At 74.8% G+C, this 17,579-nt stretch carries 13 protein-coding genes; 9 read left to right on the top strand and 4 right to left on the bottom strand.

Annotated features, from left to right (window positions below; all coding sequences use genetic code 11):
• Positions 1-136 precede the first annotated feature (136 nt).
• From ABZ881_RS18820 to ABZ881_RS18805, 4 genes are all read left to right on the top strand, one after another.
• Positions 137-4,363, top strand: coding sequence for a Pls/PosA family non-ribosomal peptide synthetase (locus tag ABZ881_RS18820; RefSeq protein WP_358486221.1), 4,227 nt, complete (start codon positions 137-139; stop codon positions 4,361-4,363).
• Positions 4,360-5,061 (top strand): hypothetical protein, encoded by a 702-nt coding sequence (locus ABZ881_RS18815; protein ID WP_358486169.1) that lies wholly within the window; start codon positions 4,360-4,362, stop codon positions 5,059-5,061. Before ABZ881_RS18820 ends, ABZ881_RS18815 begins: the two co-directional genes overlap by 4 nt.
• Before the next feature lie 314 nt (positions 5,062-5,375).
• A complete protein-coding gene (locus ABZ881_RS18810) occupies positions 5,376-6,572 on the top strand; it encodes a heparan-alpha-glucosaminide N-acetyltransferase domain-containing protein (RefSeq protein ID WP_358486168.1) in 1,197 nt (398 codons plus the stop codon).
• A 9-nt stretch (positions 6,573-6,581) separates the two neighbouring features.
• Positions 6,582-8,030, top strand: coding sequence for a M1 family aminopeptidase (locus tag ABZ881_RS18805; RefSeq protein WP_358486166.1), 1,449 nt, complete (start codon positions 6,582-6,584; stop codon positions 8,028-8,030).
• An 85-nt stretch (positions 8,031-8,115) separates the two neighbouring features.
• On the opposite strand, the gene ABZ881_RS18800 is transcribed toward ABZ881_RS18805, so the two are convergent.
• Positions 8,116-9,438, bottom strand: coding sequence for a phenylacetate--CoA ligase family protein (locus ABZ881_RS18800; RefSeq protein WP_358486163.1), 1,323 nt, complete (start codon positions 9,436-9,438; stop codon positions 8,116-8,118).
• A complete protein-coding gene (locus tag ABZ881_RS18795; protein ID WP_358486161.1) occupies positions 9,438-10,547 on the bottom strand; it encodes an LLM class flavin-dependent oxidoreductase in 1,110 nt (369 codons plus the stop codon). The genes ABZ881_RS18800 and ABZ881_RS18795 overlap by 1 nt, the downstream gene beginning before the upstream one ends.
• Before the next feature lie 164 nt (positions 10,548-10,711).
• Here ABZ881_RS18795 and ABZ881_RS18790 point away from each other — a divergent pair, with 164 nt between their 5' ends.
• The 3 genes from ABZ881_RS18790 (at position 10,712) to ABZ881_RS18780 (ending at position 13,516) form a co-directional block, all read left to right on the top strand.
• Entirely contained in the window at positions 10,712-11,110 is a 399-nt protein-coding gene (locus ABZ881_RS18790; protein WP_358486159.1) for an OB-fold domain-containing protein, read from the top strand.
• Positions 11,107-12,240, top strand: a complete 1,134-nt coding sequence (locus ABZ881_RS18785; protein ID WP_358486157.1) for a thiolase family protein — start codon at positions 11,107-11,109, stop codon at positions 12,238-12,240. Before ABZ881_RS18790 ends, ABZ881_RS18785 begins: the two co-directional genes overlap by 4 nt.
• Before the next feature lie 73 nt (positions 12,241-12,313).
• Positions 12,314-13,516, top strand: coding sequence for a cytochrome P450 (locus ABZ881_RS18780; protein ID WP_358486154.1), 1,203 nt, complete (start codon positions 12,314-12,316; stop codon positions 13,514-13,516).
• Positions 13,517-13,520: 4 nt separating this feature from the next.
• Here the strand turns inward: ABZ881_RS18780 and ABZ881_RS18775 are convergent, their stop codons facing one another.
• Both ABZ881_RS18775 and ABZ881_RS18770 read right to left on the bottom strand, forming a co-directional pair.
• On the bottom strand, positions 13,521-14,306 hold the full coding sequence (locus ABZ881_RS18775; protein WP_358486152.1) for an SDR family oxidoreductase: 786 nt from the start codon (positions 14,304-14,306) through the stop codon (positions 13,521-13,523).
• Positions 14,303-14,932 (bottom strand): TetR/AcrR family transcriptional regulator, encoded by a 630-nt coding sequence (locus ABZ881_RS18770; protein ID WP_358486151.1) that lies wholly within the window; start codon positions 14,930-14,932, stop codon positions 14,303-14,305. The genes ABZ881_RS18775 and ABZ881_RS18770 overlap by 4 nt, the downstream gene beginning before the upstream one ends.
• 118 nt (positions 14,933-15,050) lie before the next feature.
• Here ABZ881_RS18770 and ABZ881_RS18765 point away from each other — a divergent pair, with 118 nt between their 5' ends.
• Both ABZ881_RS18765 and cydB read left to right on the top strand, forming a co-directional pair.
• Positions 15,051-16,487 (top strand): cytochrome ubiquinol oxidase subunit I, encoded by a 1,437-nt coding sequence (locus ABZ881_RS18765; RefSeq protein WP_358486149.1) that lies wholly within the window; start codon positions 15,051-15,053, stop codon positions 16,485-16,487.
• 28 nt (positions 16,488-16,515) lie between these two features.
• The gene (gene cydB / locus ABZ881_RS18760; protein WP_358486147.1) at positions 16,516-17,577 is read left to right on the top strand and encodes a cytochrome d ubiquinol oxidase subunit II; all 1,062 of its coding nucleotides are present in this window, start codon (positions 16,516-16,518) and stop codon (positions 17,575-17,577) included.
• Positions 17,578-17,579 lie beyond the last annotated feature (2 nt).

The raw sequence follows: 17,579 nt of genomic DNA, 5'->3' as shown, positions 1-17,579 counted from the left end.
TCGCCGTAACATCGTTGCCCTCCGTCGTCGACATACCCGGTGCACCACGGCGTCCCGGCCGAGCGGCTCCCCGACCTCCCCTGCTCCGCGCCCGGTCCGGCGCGCCGTCGTCCGAGGGAGTTGACGGCACGTGACGATGTCCCCGCCCCGCGCGGGCCGCGCCATCCCGCGCACCGGCCCGCACACCGGTCCGGGGCCGCAGCGGCATCCGGACCGGCTGCACCGGTTCTTCGAGGCCACCGTGGCCCGCACACCGGACGCGGTCGCGCTGCAGGACGGCGCGCTGGAGCTCAGCTACGCCGAGCTCGACGCCCGGGCCGCCCAGCTGGCCCGCTACCTGCGCGGGCACGGGGCCGGGCCGGGCGGCCGGATCGGGATCCTGCTGCACCGCTCCTGGCGCACCTACGCCGTGCTGCTGGCCGTGCTGAAGACCGGCGCCGCGTTCGTCCCGATCGATCCGGCCGCGCCACCGGACCGGGTCGGCTACATCCGGTCCGACGCCGGCCTGGACCTGCTGGTCACCACCTCGGACCTGGCCGCCGAGCTGGACCGGGAGCGGCTGGTGCAGCTCGACCTGTGCACCGCCGAGGTGGCCCGGCTCCCCCGGCACCCGGTCGAACCGGTCCCGCCCGGCGCCGATCCGCTCGCCTACATCATCTACACCTCGGGCTCCAGCGGGCGACCCAAGGGCGTCGCCGTCGCGCACCCGAGCATCTGCAACTTCGTGCACGTGATCACCCGGATCTACGACGTCCGCCCGCGCGACCGCGTCTACCAGGGCATGACGATCTCGTTCGACTTCTCGATCGAGGAGATCTGGCCGACCTTCGCGGCCGGGGCGACGCTCGTCGTCGGGCCCACCGACTCCCGGCGGATCGGCGCCGAGCTCGGCGAGTTCCTGGCCGGCACCGGCGTGACGGTGCTGTGCTGCGTCCCCACCCTGCTCGCGACCATCCCGGTCGAGCTGCCCGCGCTGCGCACCCTGCTGGTCGGCGGCGAGGCGTGCCCGGCCGGGCTGGTCGAGCGCTGGGCCCGGCCCGGGCGCCGGATGCTGAACACCTACGGCCCGACCGAGGCCACCGTGACCGCGACCTGGGGCGAGCTGCTCCCCGGCCGGCCGGTGACGATCGGTGTCCCGGTGCCCACCTACTCGGTGGTGATCCTGGACGACGCACTGCGCGATGTGCCCCGCGGCGAGGTCGGCGAGATCTGCATCGGCGGGCCCGGCGTCGCCGTCGGCTACGTGAACCTCCCGGAGAAGACGGCCGACCGGTTCGTCCGGCACCGCGCCGCACCACCCAACGGCGACGGCCGGCTCTACCGGACCGGTGACCTCGGCCGGATCGACGAGCGCGGCGAGATCGTCTACCTGGGCCGGGCCGACGACGAGGTGAAGATCCGCGGGCACCGGGTGGACCTCGGCGAGATCGAGAGCGTCGCGCTGGAGCACCCGGGCGTGGAGAGCGCGGTCGCCGCGCTCAGCACGCCGGCCGACGGCACCGGCGAGGAGCTGACCGTCTACGTGGTGCCCGCCGGGCCGGCGCACCCGGACCGGGCCGCGTTGCACGAGCTGCTGCGCACCCGGCTGCCCGAGTACATGGTCCCCGGCTACCTGGAGGTCATCGACCGGCTGCCGATGATGCCCAGCGGCAAGGTCGACCGCCCGGAGCTGCCGCCGCCGTCCGGGCCGCGGATCGTGCTGTCCGCAGGCCCGGTGGTGGGGCCGGCGGCCGGGCTGGAGACCCGGGTTCGCGACGTGCTCGCCGAGGTGCTGTCGCTGGAACCCGGCCAGGTGTCGGTGACCGCCGACTTCTTCGACGAGCTGGGCGGGCACTCGCTGCTCGCCGCCCGCGTGGTGACCCTGCTGCGGGAACGCGCCGTCGGGCGGACCGCCGCGGTGCGCGACCTCTACGACCATCCCACGGTCCGCGGGCTGGCCGGGGCGCTCGATCCGGCGGCCGGCCCCGCGGCGGACGCGGCCCCGCCGCCCCCGCCGCGGCCGCAGCCGCTGCGCCACTCGCGCGGCCGCTACTCGCGCGCCGGGACCGTCCAGGCCGCGGCACTGTTCGTGCTGCTGCTGGTGATGACGCTGCCCGCGGCGGCCGTCTACGCCTGGCACGGCGGCCGGGTCGCGCCGGACGTGCTGGCCCAGCTCGCCGTCGGCGCGACCGCGGTGTTCCTGCTGCAACGCTGGGTGCTCGCGCCGCTGGCGGTACGCGCGCTGACCGCGCGGGTGGCGCCGGGCCGGTACCCGATGTGGGGCGCGGTGCACCTGCGGCTGTGGGCGGCCGACCAGCTGCTGGCGATGTCGCCGCTGCCGGTGCTCTCCGGTGGCCCGCTGGCCGCACCCTACCTGCGGATGCTCGGCGCCCGGATCGGCCGGGACACCCACCTCGGCACGTCGGTGCTGGCGCTGCCGCGGATGCTGCAGGTCGGCGACGGCGCCACCATCGGCTACGGGGCCGCGCTGCGGCCGTGGACGCTCGGCGACGGATGGGTCACGGTCGCGCCGATCGCGGTCGGCGAGGGCGCGCACGTGGGCGCCAGCGCCGTCGTCGAACCGGGGGCGGTGATCGGCGCCGACGCGGTGCTCGGCGAGCAGTCCGCGGTCGCCGCGGACCAGGTGGTGCCGCGCGGGGAGCACTGGGCCGGTTCGCCCTGCGTGCCCGACGCCGCCGACGCCGCGGTGGCCGAGCTGACCGAACGCGGGCCGGCGCCGTCCTGGACCCGGCCGCAGCTGGCCGCCGCCGTAGCCGGCGTGCTGGCTCTGGAGCTGGTCGCGCTGGCCTCGCTGGTCCCGGCGGTGCTGCTGGTGTGGACCTCGCTGCTGCTGTTCGGCAACGGACCGGCGCTCGCCGTCGCGGTGGCGGTGGGTCCGGTGTTCGTGCTGACCGTCTGCGCGCTGGTCGCGGTCGGCCGCCGGGTGGTCGCCCCGCGCACCGGGCCCGGGGTGTTCCCGGCCCGGTCCGCGCTGGGCCTGCGGAAGTGGTTCGGCGACAAGCTGCTCGAGATGAGCCTGACCTACACCAACGCGCTGTACTCGACGCTGTACACGGTCGGCTGGCTGCGGCTGCTCGGCGCGAAGGTGGGCCGCGGCGCCGAGGTGTCGACGGCGTCGCACATCGACCCGGAGATGCTCACGATCTCGCAGGGCAGCTTCGTCGCCGACATGGCGAGCGTGGGCAGCGCGACCTTCCACAACGGCTGGATGGTGCGCCGCCCGACACTGGTCGGCCGGCGGGCGTTCGTCGGGAACGCCGCCGTCGTACCGGCCGGTTCGACACTCGGTGACGAGTCGCTGATCGGGGTGGCGACGGTGCCGCCGCCCTCCGGTGTCCCGCAGGACAGCACCTGGCTCGGTTCACCCGCGATGCACCTACCGGTGCGGCAGGACTCCGGCGACCATCCGGAGTCGATGACGTTCCGGCCGTCCCGCGGCCGGGTCGCCGAGCGGCTGGGCATCGAGTTCCTGCGCGCCACGCTGCCCGCATCGGCGATCTCGGTGTCGATCTACCTGTTCCTCCAGTGGCTCTCCGACGTCGCCCGCACGGCGCCGTCCTGGGTCGTGGTGCTCGCCGCGCCGGCACTCGCGCTCGGCACCGCGCTGCTGCTGGTGCTGCTGGTCGCGGCGGTGAAATGGCTGGTCGTCGGCGCGTACCGGGTACGCACCGAGCCGCTGTGGAGCCGGTTCGTGCGCCGCTCCGAGTTCGTCACCGGGCTGTACGAGGCCGCGGCCGTGCCGGGTCTGCTGACGATGCTCTCCGGTTCGCCGATGCTGCCGCCGCTGCTGCGCCTGATGGGTGCCCGGATCGGCAGGCGGACCTGCGTGTCGACCACCTACCTGACCGAGTTCGACCTGGTCGACATCGGTGACGACGCCGTCGTCGGGCGGGACGTGTCGTTGCAGACGCACCTGTTCGAGGACCGGGTGATGAAGATGTCCACGGTGACCGTCGGGGCCGGTGCGACCGTCGGCGACCGGGCGATCGTGCTGTACGACGCGGTGGTCGGCGCCGGGATGCGGTTGGAGCCGCTGTCGCTGGTGATGAAGGGCGAGCACCTGCCGCCCGGCACCCGCTGGCGCGGGATCACCGCCCAGCCGGTCTCCGACGCGGCGCCGCCCGTCCCGGCCCCGGCCCCGACCCCGGTCGCGCAGGCGGAGCCGACCGTGCGGACCGCCGCGGTGGACGCGCAGCGGACGACGGTCCTCACCCGGGTCGGCCCGGCCGTCGATCCGGGGCGGACCGTGCGGATGCGCTCGGTGCAGGCGGCGCGTTCGGCGCCGCGCCCGTCCGGGCCGCCGACGTACCGGGTGCCGGCGCCCCGGCCCGGCGGCGCGCGGCACCGCAGGCCCGACCGGTGAGGCTGCCCCGCCCGTTCCGGCGGCCGGGCCGTCGCGCGCGGCCCGGCGCACCGCTCGCCCTGGTCCGGCGGGGCCCGGACGCGGTGCCCGGCTGCGCGGAGTCGGTGGCGGCCCTGCTCGCGTCCTCCCGGCACGGGTTCGACGTGCGGTTCGCCGGGCGCGGCGAGGAGCTGGACCTGTCCGCGGGGACGCTCGCCGCGGCGGCGCTCTACGCGGAACCGGGCGGCGGCGGCCTGGACGCGGCCTGGCCGGTGGTCCGCCGGATCCGCGGCCCGGTCCGGGACCTGGTCGCCGGCGGCGGCCGCTACCTGGGCTTCTGCCTCGGCGGCTATCTCGCCGGGGCGACCCCCGGCTTCGGGCTGCTGCCCGGCGACACGGACCGCTGGATCGGCACCCGCGCCGCCACCGTCGAGCACGACGGCGACGCGCTGGTCCGGATCGACTGGCGCGGCCGGGAGCGCACCCTGTTCTTCCAGGACGGGCCGCGGTTCCTGCTCGATCCCGGCGCCGCGGGCGGCGTGCTGGCCCGCTACCCGAACGGCGAGATCGCCGCGGCCGTGCTGCCGTTCGGCGCCGGGCGGGTCGGCGTGGTCGGCCCGCATCCCGAGGCCGGACCGGACTGGTTCGACGACGCCGGGCTCCCCCGGGCCGACGCCCGCGACCTCGGCCACCAGCTGATCGACGAGGTGATGGCATGACCCGACCGACCCCACCGCCGGGACCGCGGGTGCCCGCGCCCCGCATCGACGGGCCGACCGTGCGCACCGCGCCCGGCCGGATGCCCCCGCCCGCCCGGGTGCCCGCGCCCCGCGGTCCGCGGCGCCCGGCCCACGGGACGCCCGAACCACGACACCCGGTCCCGCGCCCCCGGTCCCGCACGGCACCCCCGGCGGGCCCGGTCACAGCCCCGCCCACTGCACCGCCGCCGGCTCCCCCACCCACCGGCACGTCCGGCCCGCCGGCCGCCACCGCCGAACCCCGCCGTCCCGCGCAGCGGTCCCGGCTGATCGGCGTGGACGCCGCCCGCGGCGTCGCGCTCCTCGGGATCATCGCCGTGCACGCGCTCGTCGAGACCGCCGACGACGGCGTCGCCACCGCCAGCTACCTGATCTTCGGCGGCCGCTCGGCCGCGCTGTTCGCCGTGCTCGCCGGGGTGTCGTTGGCGCTCCTGACCGGCCGGGCCCGGGTCCGGCCCGGACCGGACCTGTGGTCGGCCGCCGCGATGCTCGCCACCAGGGCCGGCATGCTGATGCTGATCGGGCTGGCGCTGAGCTGGACCGATCCGACGATCGCGGCGCTGATCCTGCCGTACTACGCGATCGCCTTCCTGCTCGCGATCCCGCTCGTGGCGCTCCCGACGACGGTGCTGGCGCCGCTGGCGGCGGCGCTCTGCCTGGGCGTCCCGGTGCTCTCGCACCTGGTCCGCCCGGCCCTGCCGGTGCCCGACCTCGGCAATCCCTCGCTCACCGGCCTGGTCACCGATCCGCTGGGCCTGCTGTCCGAGCTGACCGTCACCGGCGCCTACCCGGGCGTCGTGTGGCTCGCCTACCTGGCGGTGGGGATCGTGGTCGGGCGGCTGCGGCTGTCCTCGGCGCGGACCGCGGCCGGGCTGCTGGTCGGCGGGACCACCGCCGCACTGGCCGCGACCGCCGCGTCGATCTGGCTGCTCGGGCCGGGCGGCGGCTACGCCGCGATCGCCGCGGCGGGCCCGCCGGAGCTGCTCGACTCGGCACCGACGATCGCCGACGCGGTCACCGGCTACCCGGACGGGGTCACCCCGACCACCACCTGGTGGTGGCTCGCGACGGTGGCGCCGCACTCGGGCACCCCGCTCGACGTCGTGCAGACCAGCGGATCGGCGCTCGCCGTGCTCGGCGCGATGCTGCTCCTGGCCGGGATCGGCACCCGCGGCGGGTCGACGGTGCTGGGGCACCTGCTGCGCCCGCTCGCCGCGGCCGGCTCGATGACGCTGACGTTCTACGTCGCGTCCATCCTGTTCATGAACTCGCCGCTGGACACGTTCGGCCCGCTGGAGGGCTACCTGTGGCAGGTCGGCGTCGCGCTGGCGGCCGGGCAGGCCTGGCGGCGGGCGGTCGGGCGCGGCCCGCTGGAGACGCTGGTGTCCGCCCCGGCGCACGCGGTGCGCGACCGGGTGTGCTCGGCGAGGCGCACCGGCACGCCGGCCGCCGCGGGCCGGCACCGGGGCTAGCCTCGTCGCATGATCGACCCGAGCGGCCGGTGGTACCGCGCGTTCGTCATGCTCGCCGTGGTCCCGGCGGTGCTCGGCGGGTGCGCTGCCGCGGGGAGGGGTGCCGGGCGGGCCGCGCCGGACCCGGACCGGCCGGTCGTCGACGCCGCCCTGGACCTGGCCCCCGATCTCGGCTCGGCGACCGGTACCCAGACCGTCCGGTTCACCCCGGACGACCGGACCTGCGAGCTGGTGTTCCGGCTGTGGGCGAACCGGCCGCCCACCGTCGCCGACGGCACGTCGTCCGAGATCACCCGGGCCGCCGTCGACGGCATCCCGGTCACCCCGGTGACCGAGCGGGCCGGCGCCCCCGAGGGCGCGCCGGGCACCCTGGTCGAGCTGCCGCTGCCGGCCTGTGTCGACGCGGGCACCCCGGTCACCGCCGAGCTCGGCTTCCGGATCACCCTGGGTGCGGACTCCGGGCAGCGGATCGGCCGGTCGCCTGCCGCCGGAACCGCCTGGCTGGGCTCCCCGCTGCCGCTGCTCGACCACGTGCGCGGCCGCGGCTGGGTCCGCGGGGACGCCGTGGCGCTGGCCGGTGAGACGGTGGTGTCGGAGGACTTCCGGCTCGCGTCGCTGGCCGTCACGGTCGGCGACGACCAGCAGGTCGTCGGGGTCGGCACCCCGGCCGGCCGGACCGCGGCGGGCCCCGGCCGCAGCACCCACACGTTCACCGCGGACGCGATCCGCGACGTCGCGATCGCGGCGGGCGACTACACGGTCACCGAGTCCACCGTCGGGACCACCCGGGTCCGCATCGCGCTCCCCACCCCCGGCGGGCCCGGGGTCACGGACACCACGGGCGGGCTGCGCGGCACCGCCGCCGACTGGACCGCCGCCGTCGCCGAGTACCTCCCCCGGCTGGAGGCGCTGCTCGGCCCGCACCCCTACCCGGACCTGTGGCTGACGATCGTGCCCACCCAGAGCGACGGCGTCGAGTTCCCCACCCACCTGCAGTTCGGTGACGTCGACGACGACACCCGATCCGCGCTCACCGCGCACGAGCTGGCGCACATGTGGTTCTACGCGCTCGTCGGCAACGACCAGGGCCGCGACCCGTGGCTGGACGAGTCGTTCGCCACCTGGGCCCAGGCCGTGGTCGCCGACCAGGCCGGGTACTACCGGCCGGAGCGGTACTCCCCCGCCGCGGACGGCCGGATCGGCGACCCGATGACGGCGTGGGACCGGCGCGGCGGCGGGTTCTCCGGGTACGTCACCGGCGTGTACGACCAGGGTGCCGCGGCGCTGCTGGAGGGCCGCCGCCGCGTCGGTGCGGACCGGTTCGACGCCGCCGTACGGGACCACATCGACCGCAACGCGCACCGCGTCGTCGAGCCGGCGGACGTGCGCGAGTCGTTCGCCGGGCTGCCCGAGGTGCTGGAGGTCCTGCGCGAGCACGGCGCGTTCGACGGGCGGTGAGCGAGCGGACCGGTGACCACCCGGGGGCGGCGCGCACACCACCCCCGGGCTGTCGCCGGGGATCCCGGGGCCGGGTCGGCGCTGGTCAGCGTTCGTCGACCACCCGGCGGGCCTTGAACGTGGTCTCCGGCAGTGTGCCGTGTGCGAGCAGCACCGCGGGCACCCGGATGCCGAGCACCCTGCTCAGGGCGGCCTCCAGCTCGGGCTTCAGCGCCGGGTCGCCCTCGGCCTCGACGGTCATCTCGTCCAGCGCGCCCGGCCGGGTCACCCGGATCCGGAACTCCGGGCCGAGGCCGGGCACCGAGCGCACCGCGGTGTCGACGGCGCTCGGGTAGATGTTGGCGCCGCGGATCACCAGCATGTCGTCCAGCCGGCCGAGCACGCCCTCCGGCAGCCGCGGGTAGGTGCGGCCGCAGGGGCACGGGTCGTCGGCGAGGTAGGACTCGTCGCCCGGGGCGAACCGGATCATCGGCTGGGAGTCCCGCCACAGGTGGGTGTAGACGACGGCGCCCCGGGTGCCCGCCGGGACGGCCGCATTCGGGTCGTCGGCGTCGACGATCTCGGTGAACACCTCGTCGGTGAACAGGTGCGTCCCGGTGCCCGCCTCGCAGCCGACGTTGGTCTGGAACGGGTACATCTCCGACGTCGATCCGGCGTCCGCGACGACCGCACCCCAGCCGTCCTCGATCACCCGGCGGGTGCCCGGCAGCGAACCGCCCGGCTCGCCGCCGACCAGCAGGTGCGCGACGGTGTTGGCGCGCAGGTCGAAGCCGTGCTTCTCGGCGACCGAGAGCAGGTGCACCGCGTACGACGGGGTCGCCGAGAACACGGTGGACCCGAGCCGTTCGATCAGCTCCAGGTGCCGGACGGAGTCGGTGATCCCGATCGGGAACAGGGTCGCCCCGATCCGCTCGGCGCCCTGCACGACGCCCCAGCCGCCGAAGAACAGCCCGAACGGGAAGCCGACCTGCACGACGTCGTCCGGGCGCACCCCGGCGCACCACTGCGCCATCGCGTGCACCTCGCCGGCCCGGTCCCAGTCGCCGCGGGAGACCGCGTACATCGTCGGCGTCCCGGAGGTGCCGGACGAGCCATGGATCCGGGCGATCCCGCCGGTCGGCCGCTCCGGTGTGTAGCTGCCGAACGGCGGGTGCTCGGCCTGGTCGGCCACCAGCATCGCCTTGGTGATCACCGGGACCTTCGCGGTGAAGTCGGCGAGCGAGCGGACCTGGTCGGGATGGAAGCCGTGCGCGTCGTAGTGCCTGCGGTAGAACGGCAGGCCGTGGTAGACGTAGCCGAGCTGGGCCTGCACCCGTTCCAGGATCAGCCCGTCGCGTTCCGCGGGATCGCGGGTCTCCCGCTCCGCGTCCCAGTACCGGGGCCAGTCCCGCCCGTCGGCATCGGCCATCAGGCGATGCCGAGGGCGACGTTCGCCATCCGCTGCCTGCGGTCGAGCCGCTCCCGCCGGGTGAACTGCGGGACGACGTAGCGGGCGAACAGCTCCAGCGAGCGGTTCCACTTGTCGGTGGTCACCCAGTCCCGGCAGTTGATCAGCAGCGTGCCGAAGCCGCCGACCTCCTCCTCCAGCTCCTTGAGCTGGCGGGTGCAGTCCTCCGGGCTCCCGATGATCCACGGGATGTTGTCGACCATCCAGTCCAGCGTGAGATCGGCGTCGGACATCTCCTCGCCGATCAGCATGAGGCCGCCGAGGCCGAGCCCGAACAGGTAGTCGTAGGACCGCTCGACGCCCTCCCGGATGTCGCGCAGCGCCTGGTCACGGTCGTCGGTCACGTAGACCTCGCGGACGATCCGCCAGTTGTCCCGGGTGACGGCCGGGTCGATGCCGGACCGGGCGCCGGCCTCCAGCATGGCCGTGCCCATCGCGCGCAGGTCGGGGGCGTGCGGGTAGGTGCCGTTGTCGATCGGGGCGAAGTGCACCGACAGTGGCTTCCAGCCGCGCTCGCCGCACTTGGCGTAGTTGTGCACCCCGGTGAGCCCGGCGATCGCGAACGGCGGGACGTCCTGGTAGGGGCCGACCTGGAGCTGGCGGTTCTCGTACTTCCAGTAGAGGCCCTCGTAGCTGACCGGGTCGTCGGAGGTCAGCAGCTGCCAGATGATCTCCAGCGCCTCGTTGGTCCGGGGGGCGGCCTCGGCCGGCTCCAGCCCGAACAGCGCCTTGTCGGTGGGCAGCCCGCCGCCGCCGAACCCGTACTCGAGCCGGCCGTGCGTCAGGTGATCGAGGAACGCCATCCGCTCGGCCACCATGAACGGGTCCTGGTAGGGCAGGTTGATGACGCCGGTCCCGAGCCGGATCCGGTGCGTCAACGCACTCGCCTTCGCGATCATGAACTCCGGCACCGGGACGTTCTCGAAGCCACCGGTGTGGTGTTCGCCGATCCAGAACTCGTCGAACCCGAGCCGCTCGGCCTCCACGATCGCCGCGATGTCGCGGTCGTAGGACAGTGTCCAGTTCTCGATCGGCGGGTGCTCCGGCATGGTGAAGAAGCCGAACTTCATCGGTCGGGTCCTTTCGGGCGGTCCGCGGAGCGGCAGGTGGACAAACACATGTTTGGCGTCAGCGCTGCAACGAGCCTGTCGGGGATCAAGGTGACTGTCAATAATGCCTGCGGGGTCAAACGCATGCCGTTGATAGTCGAACCACTGTTTGCTTTCATACGGCTGTGACCATCGTCGATCCCCGGCCCCGCATCGTCGCAGCACCGGACGGTGCCGGAGTTGTGGCCGGAGTCCGCTGCACCGACCACGAACGGTGCCCCGGCCGGGCGGCGTTCGACTGGCCCGCCTGCCCCAGCTGTGGCGGCACCGTCGAGCCCGCCGAGTTCGGGCCCGGCGGCACCGTGTGGAGCAGCACCGTCGTCCGCATCCAGGTGCCCGGCCGCACCCCGCCCTACGCACTCGCCTACGTCGATCTCGACGACGGCCCCCGGGTGCTCGCGCACACCACCGAGCAGCAGCCGGTCGGTTCCCGGGTGCGGCTGCTCGGGCCCAGCACACGGCACCTGATGGGCCACCCCTGCGACGGGGACGACGGCGACGTGCGCGCCGAGCCGTCCCCGTGAGCAACCCCCCGATCGCCGCCGTCGAGGGGGTCGGCACCTCCCGGTTCGGCAGGCAGCCCGGGACCGGGCTGGTCCGACTGGCGTTCCAGGCCGTCGACGAGGCGTTCCGGGACGCGGGCGGACCGCGCGCGGTCGACGCCGTCTGGGTCGGCTCGGTGTTCGCACCGGCCGGCACCGCGCAGCGGGTGCTGCGGGCGATCGGGATCTCCGGCGTCCCGGTGCTGAGCGTGGAGAGCGCCTGTGCCAGCGGCACCTCGGCGTTCGCCGAGGGCTGCGAGGCGATCCGGACCGGCCGGTACCGGCGGGTGCTGGTACTCGGCCTGGAGCAGATGAGCACCGCGTTCGACGGCGCGATCGTGCCCGAGCCGAGCGACCCGGAGGGCTGCTCCGGACTGGCCCTGCCCGCGCTCTACGCGATGGCCGCCACCCGCTGGCTGGCCGAGGACCGGGTCACCGCCGGGCAGCTCGCCGCGGTGTCGGTCAAGAACCACGCGCACGCCGTGCACAACCCGCGCGCCCAGTACTCCGGGCGGCACACCGTCGAGGAGGTGCTGGGCTCCCGGATGGTCGCCGATCCGCTGACCCTGCTGCAGTGCTGCCCGGTCTCCGACGGCGCCGCCGCGGCCGTGCTCGGACCGCCGGCACCCGGCCGGGTCGGGGTCCGCGCCGTCGCCGCCCGGTCCGGGCGGCCGTGGGACCACACCTCGGACCGGGTGTGGGGGCACGACCTGGTCCGCGACACCGGCGCCGACGTGTGGGCGGCGACCGGCGTCGATCCGCGCGAGGTGGACCTGGCCGAGGTGCACGACGCGTTCACCATCGGCGAGCTGGTGACCGCCGAGGCGCTGGGGCTGAGCGCCCCCGGTGCGGCGGGCGCGGACGCCGCGGCCGGCCGGACCGCGCTCGGCGGGTCGCTCCCGGTGAACCCGTCCGGCGGGTTGCTCTCCCGCGGGCACCCGCTCGGCGCGACCGGGCTGGCCCAGGTGGCGGAGATCGTCTGGCAGCTGCGCGGCGGGGCGGGCGGGCGGCAGGTGCCCGGCGCCCGGCTGGGCCTGGTCGAGACGATGGGCGGCGGCGTCAGCGTACTCGACGGCAACGCCTGCGTGGTCGCACTGCTGGAGCGCCGGTGAGCGACGACGGCGGCACCCGGCGGCACGGCAGCCCCGCTCCGCGCCGCGACCGTCCGGCACTGCTGGAGCGCGGGTGAGCGCTCCCCCGGAGACCGTGGAACTGCTCGACGACGCCGCCGTCGCCGATCCGTATCCGCTGCTCGCGCACTGGCGGGAGCACGATCCGGTGCGCTGGAGCGAGCGGTACCGGTCGTGGTTCGTGACCCGCTACGCCGACGTCGACGCCGCCCTGCGCGATCCGCGCTTCTCCTCCGACCGGATCTCGCCGTACCGCCGGGCCCGCGGGCGCGCCCCCGGCGACCCGCGGGTGGAGGCCGCGTTCGCAGTGCTGGAGGACTGGATGGTGTTCCAGGACCCGCCCCGGCACGGCAGGCTGCGGCGGCTGCTCGGCCGGGCCTTCACCCCACGCGCGGTGCAGCGGCTGCGGCCGCGGATCGCCGAGCTGACCGACCGGCTGCTCGACGACGTCGCCGCCGCCGGGTCGGCGGACCTGATCGCCGATCTCGCCTACCCGCTGACCGCGTCGGTGGTCGCCGAGCTGCTCGGCGTGCCCGCCGACGACCTCGACCGGTTCAAGTCCTGGTCGGACCGGATCACCGGGCTGGTGTTCGGCGGCCTGGGCGATCCGGACCGGCACACCGACGGCGCCGAGGGGATGTCCGAGCTCACCGGGTACCTGGCCGGGCTGATCGGGCAGGACCGCACCGAACCGGCGAGCGGGCTGCTCGGCGCGCTGCTGCGGGCCCGCGACGGCGACGACACGCTCACCCACGACGAGGTCGTCGCGACCGGCGTGCTGCTGCTGTTCGCCGGGCACGAGACCACCACCAACCTGATCGGCAACGGGGTGCTGGCCCTGATCCGCCATCCCGGCCAGGCCCCGGACGCCCCCGGCACCGTCGAGGAGGTGCTCCGGTTCGACGGCCCGGCCAAGACGATCGCCCGGTTGATGATCTCCGACGTCGAGCTGGGCGGCCGGACGCTGCGCCGCGGCGACCGGGTGTTCCTCTGTCCGGCGGCGGCCAACCGCGATCCGGAGGTCTTCCCCGACCCGGACCGCTTCGACGTCACCCGCAACCCCGGCCGTCAGCTCGGGTTCGGGCTGGGCCTGCACTACTGCCTGGGTGCGCCGCTGGCCCGGCTGGAGGCGTCGATCGCGATCCCGGCGGTGTTCGACCGGCTCGGCAGCCCGGTCGTCGACGGTCCGCTGCGCTGGCAGCCGGTGCTGCTGTCGCGGGGGCTGGACCGGCTGCCGGTGCGGTTCACCCCGGCCTGAGCGCTCAGCGCGCGCTCCACCCGCCGTCGACGGCCAGCGTCGTCCCGGTCAGGTAGGACCCGGCGTCGGAGGCGAGCAGCAGCAGCGGCCCATCCAGCTCGTCGGGGCGGCCGATCCGGCCGAGCAGCGCACAGTCCGCGATCCGCCGGGCGTGCCCGTCGGAGGCGAGCAGCGGGCCGGTCAGCTCGGAGGCGAACCAGCCGGGGGCCAGCGTATTGACCCGGATCCCGTGCCGGGCCGACCACTGGGCGGCCAGGTCCCGGGTCAGGCCGGCGATCCCGGCCTTGGACGCCGAGTAGGCCGCCTCCGGCAGCGGCCCGGTGGCCGAGCCCAGCGCCGATCCGATGTTGACGATCGACCCGCCGCGGCCCCCGGCGATCATCGCCCGGCCGGCGTGCACGGCCATCCGGTAGGCGCCGAGCAGGTTGACCGCGAACAGCGCCGCGGCCCGGCCGGGATCGTCGTCGGACTCGGCCCGGGCCGCGTAGCCGATCCCGGCGTTGTTCACCAGCACGTCGAGCCGGCCCAGCTCGCGCACCGCGGCGTCGGCCAGCCGTGCGCAGTCGCCGTCGTCGGTGACGTCGGTGGGGACCGCGACGCAGCGCCGGCCGGCCGCCCGGACCGCGTCCTGCGCGGCGGCGAGTCCGTCTGCGCGGCGGGCGCCCACCACCACGTCGGCGCCGGCCGCGGCGAGCACCCCGGCGAACCGCAGGCCCAGCCCGGACGACGCCCCGGTCACCACGGCCACCCGCCCGTCCAGCCGGAACGACGGGTTCGCCTGCGGGGTCACAGCCCGTGCTCGTCCGCGAAGGATCGCGAGATCCCGAGCATCCCGGAGCCTGCCACCAGGCCGCCCAGCAGCTGCGCGAACAGCTGGTCGGCGAGCACCCGGTCGGCCTCGGGGCCGCGCGGGACGAACCAGTGCTGCATCCAGCCCAGCGTGCCGACGACGACGTAGGCGGCGGTGCGCGGCTCGCCGGCCAGCGCGAGCTCGCCGGTCCGGACGCCCTCGGCGAGCAGCGCCTCCAGCGCGTCCATGTACTGCTCGTCCATCTCGCGGAACTCGGCGAACCGGGGCGAGGGCATCCGGCCGAGGTGCTGCAGATAGACGAACGCGGCCGGATGGCAGTCGGCGAAGATCCGGACCTGCATCCGGATCAGCTCCCGCAACCGGACGGTGACGGTGCGGCCGGAGGAGGTGCGCAGCCGTTCCAGCTCGGCGAGCAGCTGCCGGGCCGGCTCCTCGACGACGGCCAGCAGCAGCTCCTCCTTGGAGGCCACGTAGTTGTAGATGCTGCCCTTCAGGATCCCGACCCGAGCGCCGATGCTCTCCAGCGTAGCGTTCTCGTAGCCGCGGTCGCGGAACTCCTCGCTGGCAGCGGCGACGATCTCCGACCAGCGGCTCGGGCGGGGCACCCGGACAGCCTAGTGCCACGGAGGCCGTGTCGGGGGCCACGCCACCCCGTCCACCATCGATCTTCTACTTCCGGTAGAACTACTACTGGACGTAGAACTTCGCGGAGACGAGGTCCGGATGGACGCGCTCGACCTGGCACGCTGGCAGTTCGGGATCACCACGGTCTACCACTTCCTGTTCGTACCGCTGACCATCGGACTGTCGGTGATCGTCGCGTCACTGCAGACCGCGTGGTACCGCACCGGCCGGACCGAGTACCTGCGCGCGACCAAGTTCTTCGGGAAGCTGTTCCTGATCAACTTCGCGATGGGCGTGGTCACCGGGATCGTCCAGGAGTTCCAGTTCGGGATGAACTGGAGCGCCTACTCCACCTTCGTCGGCGACGTCTTCGGCGCCCCGCTGGCGATGGAGGCGCTGATCGCGTTCTTCCTGGAGTCCACCTTCATCGGACTCTGGATCTTCGGCTGGGACCGGTTGCGCAAGGGGGTCCACCTGGCCTGCATCTGGGCCGCGGCGATCGGCTCGAACCTCTCCGCCTACTTCATCCTGGCCGCGAACGCCTGGATGCGGAACCCGGTCGGCTACGAGGTCGACGAGGCCACCGGGCGGGCCCGGCTCACCGACATCGGCGCGGTGCTGACCAACCCGCAGGCCTGGTCCACCTACTTCCACGTGATCGCCGCGTCGTTCGTGATCGCCGGCCTGTTCGTCGCCGCGGTGAGCGCCTGGAAGCTGATGCGCGAGCGCTGGCCCGGCCCGCAGCACGGCGCCCCGCACCACACCGAGCACGAACTGTTCCGCACGAGCCTGCGCGCCGGGTTCCTGGTCACCGCGCTCGCCGGTGCGCTGGTGGTGGCCTCCGGCGACCACCAGGCCAAGCTCGCCGCCACCTACGAGCCGATGAAGCTCGCCGCGGCCGAGGCGCTCTGGGAGAACGAGCAGTCCGCCGGCTTCTCGCTGTTCGCCGTCGGCGACGTCCAGGGCAGCCGCAACCACGTCAACGTCCAGATCCCGGGCGTGCTCAGCTTCCTCGCCACCGGCAGCCCGTGGGGCGAGGTGCAGGGCATCGAGAACGTCCAGGCCCAGTACGAGCAGCTCTACGGCCCCGGCGACTACCGGCCCAACATCGCCGTCCTGTACTGGTCGTTCCGGCTGATGATGGGGCTCGGTCTGGCCGGGGTGGCGGTCTCGGTGGCCGGGCTGTGGCTGACCCGCCGGGGCGCGCTGCCCGGCCGGCGGTGGATGTACCGGGTGGTCGTCGCCGCGCTGCCCGCGGCGCTGACCGGGAACATCTTCGGCTGGATCCTCACCGAGATGGGCCGCCAGCCCTGGACGGTGCGCGGTGAGCTGCTCACCGCGGCGAGCGTCTCCCCCGGCGTGAGCCTGGGTCAGGTCGCCTTCTCGCTGGCGACGTTCACCCTGCTCTACGGCGTGCTCGCGGTGGTCGAGGCCGGCCTGCTGTTCCGCTACGTCAAGGCCGGGCCGGGGGCCGCACTGCCCTACGAGCCCGATCCCGAACCGCAGGAACGCCGCGACCCGGCGTTCAGCTACTGACCGCGCCGCACCCACGAGGAGATCCGCGATGGACCTGCCCACCGTCTGGTTCCTGGCCGTCGCCGTGCTGTGGACCGGCTACCTCGTCCTGGAGGGCTTCGACTTCGGGGTCGGGATGCTGCTGCGGGCGTTCGGCCGCACCGAGGACGACCGCGAGGTCGCGCTCGGCGCGATCGGCCCGGTCTGGGACGGCAACGAGGTCTGGCTGATCGCCGCCGTCGGCGCCATGTTCGCGGCGTTCCCGGCCTGGTACGCCGCCACCTTCTCCGGCTTCTACCTGCCGGTGCTGTTCGTGCTGCTGGCGCTGATCGTGCGCGGCGTCGGCCTGGAGTACCGGGCCAAGCGCGACGACGCCCCCTGGCGGGCCCGCTGGGACCTGATGATCGGGCTGGGATCGCTGGTGCCGTCGTTCGTCTGGGGCATGGTGCTGGCCAACCTGGTCCGCGGCCTGCCGACCCGGGTCACCGAGCCGGGCAGCGGGGCGAACACCGTCGTCACCGCCTCCCCCGGCGACCTGTTCAACGGCTACGCGGTGCTCGGCGGGGTGCTCACCACGGCACTGTTCCTGCTGCACGGCGCGGTCTTCCTGGCGCTCAAGACGGACGGCCCGGTGCGGTACCGGGCCCGCCGGTTCGCCGTCCGGGCGGTGCTGCCGGTGCTGCTGGTGACGATCGCCTTCCTGGCCGCCACGCTCGCCCTGCGCGACCCGTCCTGGACCACCCCGGTGGCCTGGGCGGCCGGTACGGCGCTGGCGGTGGCCGGGATCGCCCTGCTGCTGGGCCGCGAGGGCTGGGCGTTCACCGCCACCGCGACCGCGATCGGCGGCCTGTCGGTGGTGCTGTTCGGGCAGCTGTTCCCGGAGCTGCTGGTGTCGGCGACCGATCCGGCGCACACCCTGACCGTGGCGAACGCGGCGTCCGCCCCCTACACGCTGACCGTGATGAGCTGGGTGGCCGTGGTGTTCCTGCCGCTCGTGCTGGGCTACCAGGCCTGGAGCTACTGGGTCTTCCGCAGGCGGCTGGGGGGCGAACGGGTAGAACCGGGCGGGACCGACGGCCCTGCCGGGGCCGCGGTCCCGGCACCACGATGAAC

Source organism: Pseudonocardia sp. NPDC046786, assembly GCF_040645415.1.
GTDB classification, from domain to species: Bacteria; Actinomycetota; Actinomycetes; order Mycobacteriales; family Pseudonocardiaceae; genus Pseudonocardia; species Pseudonocardia kongjuensis.
Note: the sequence above shows the minus strand (reverse complement) of the source record. Positions and strands in the feature narration are given on the sequence as shown.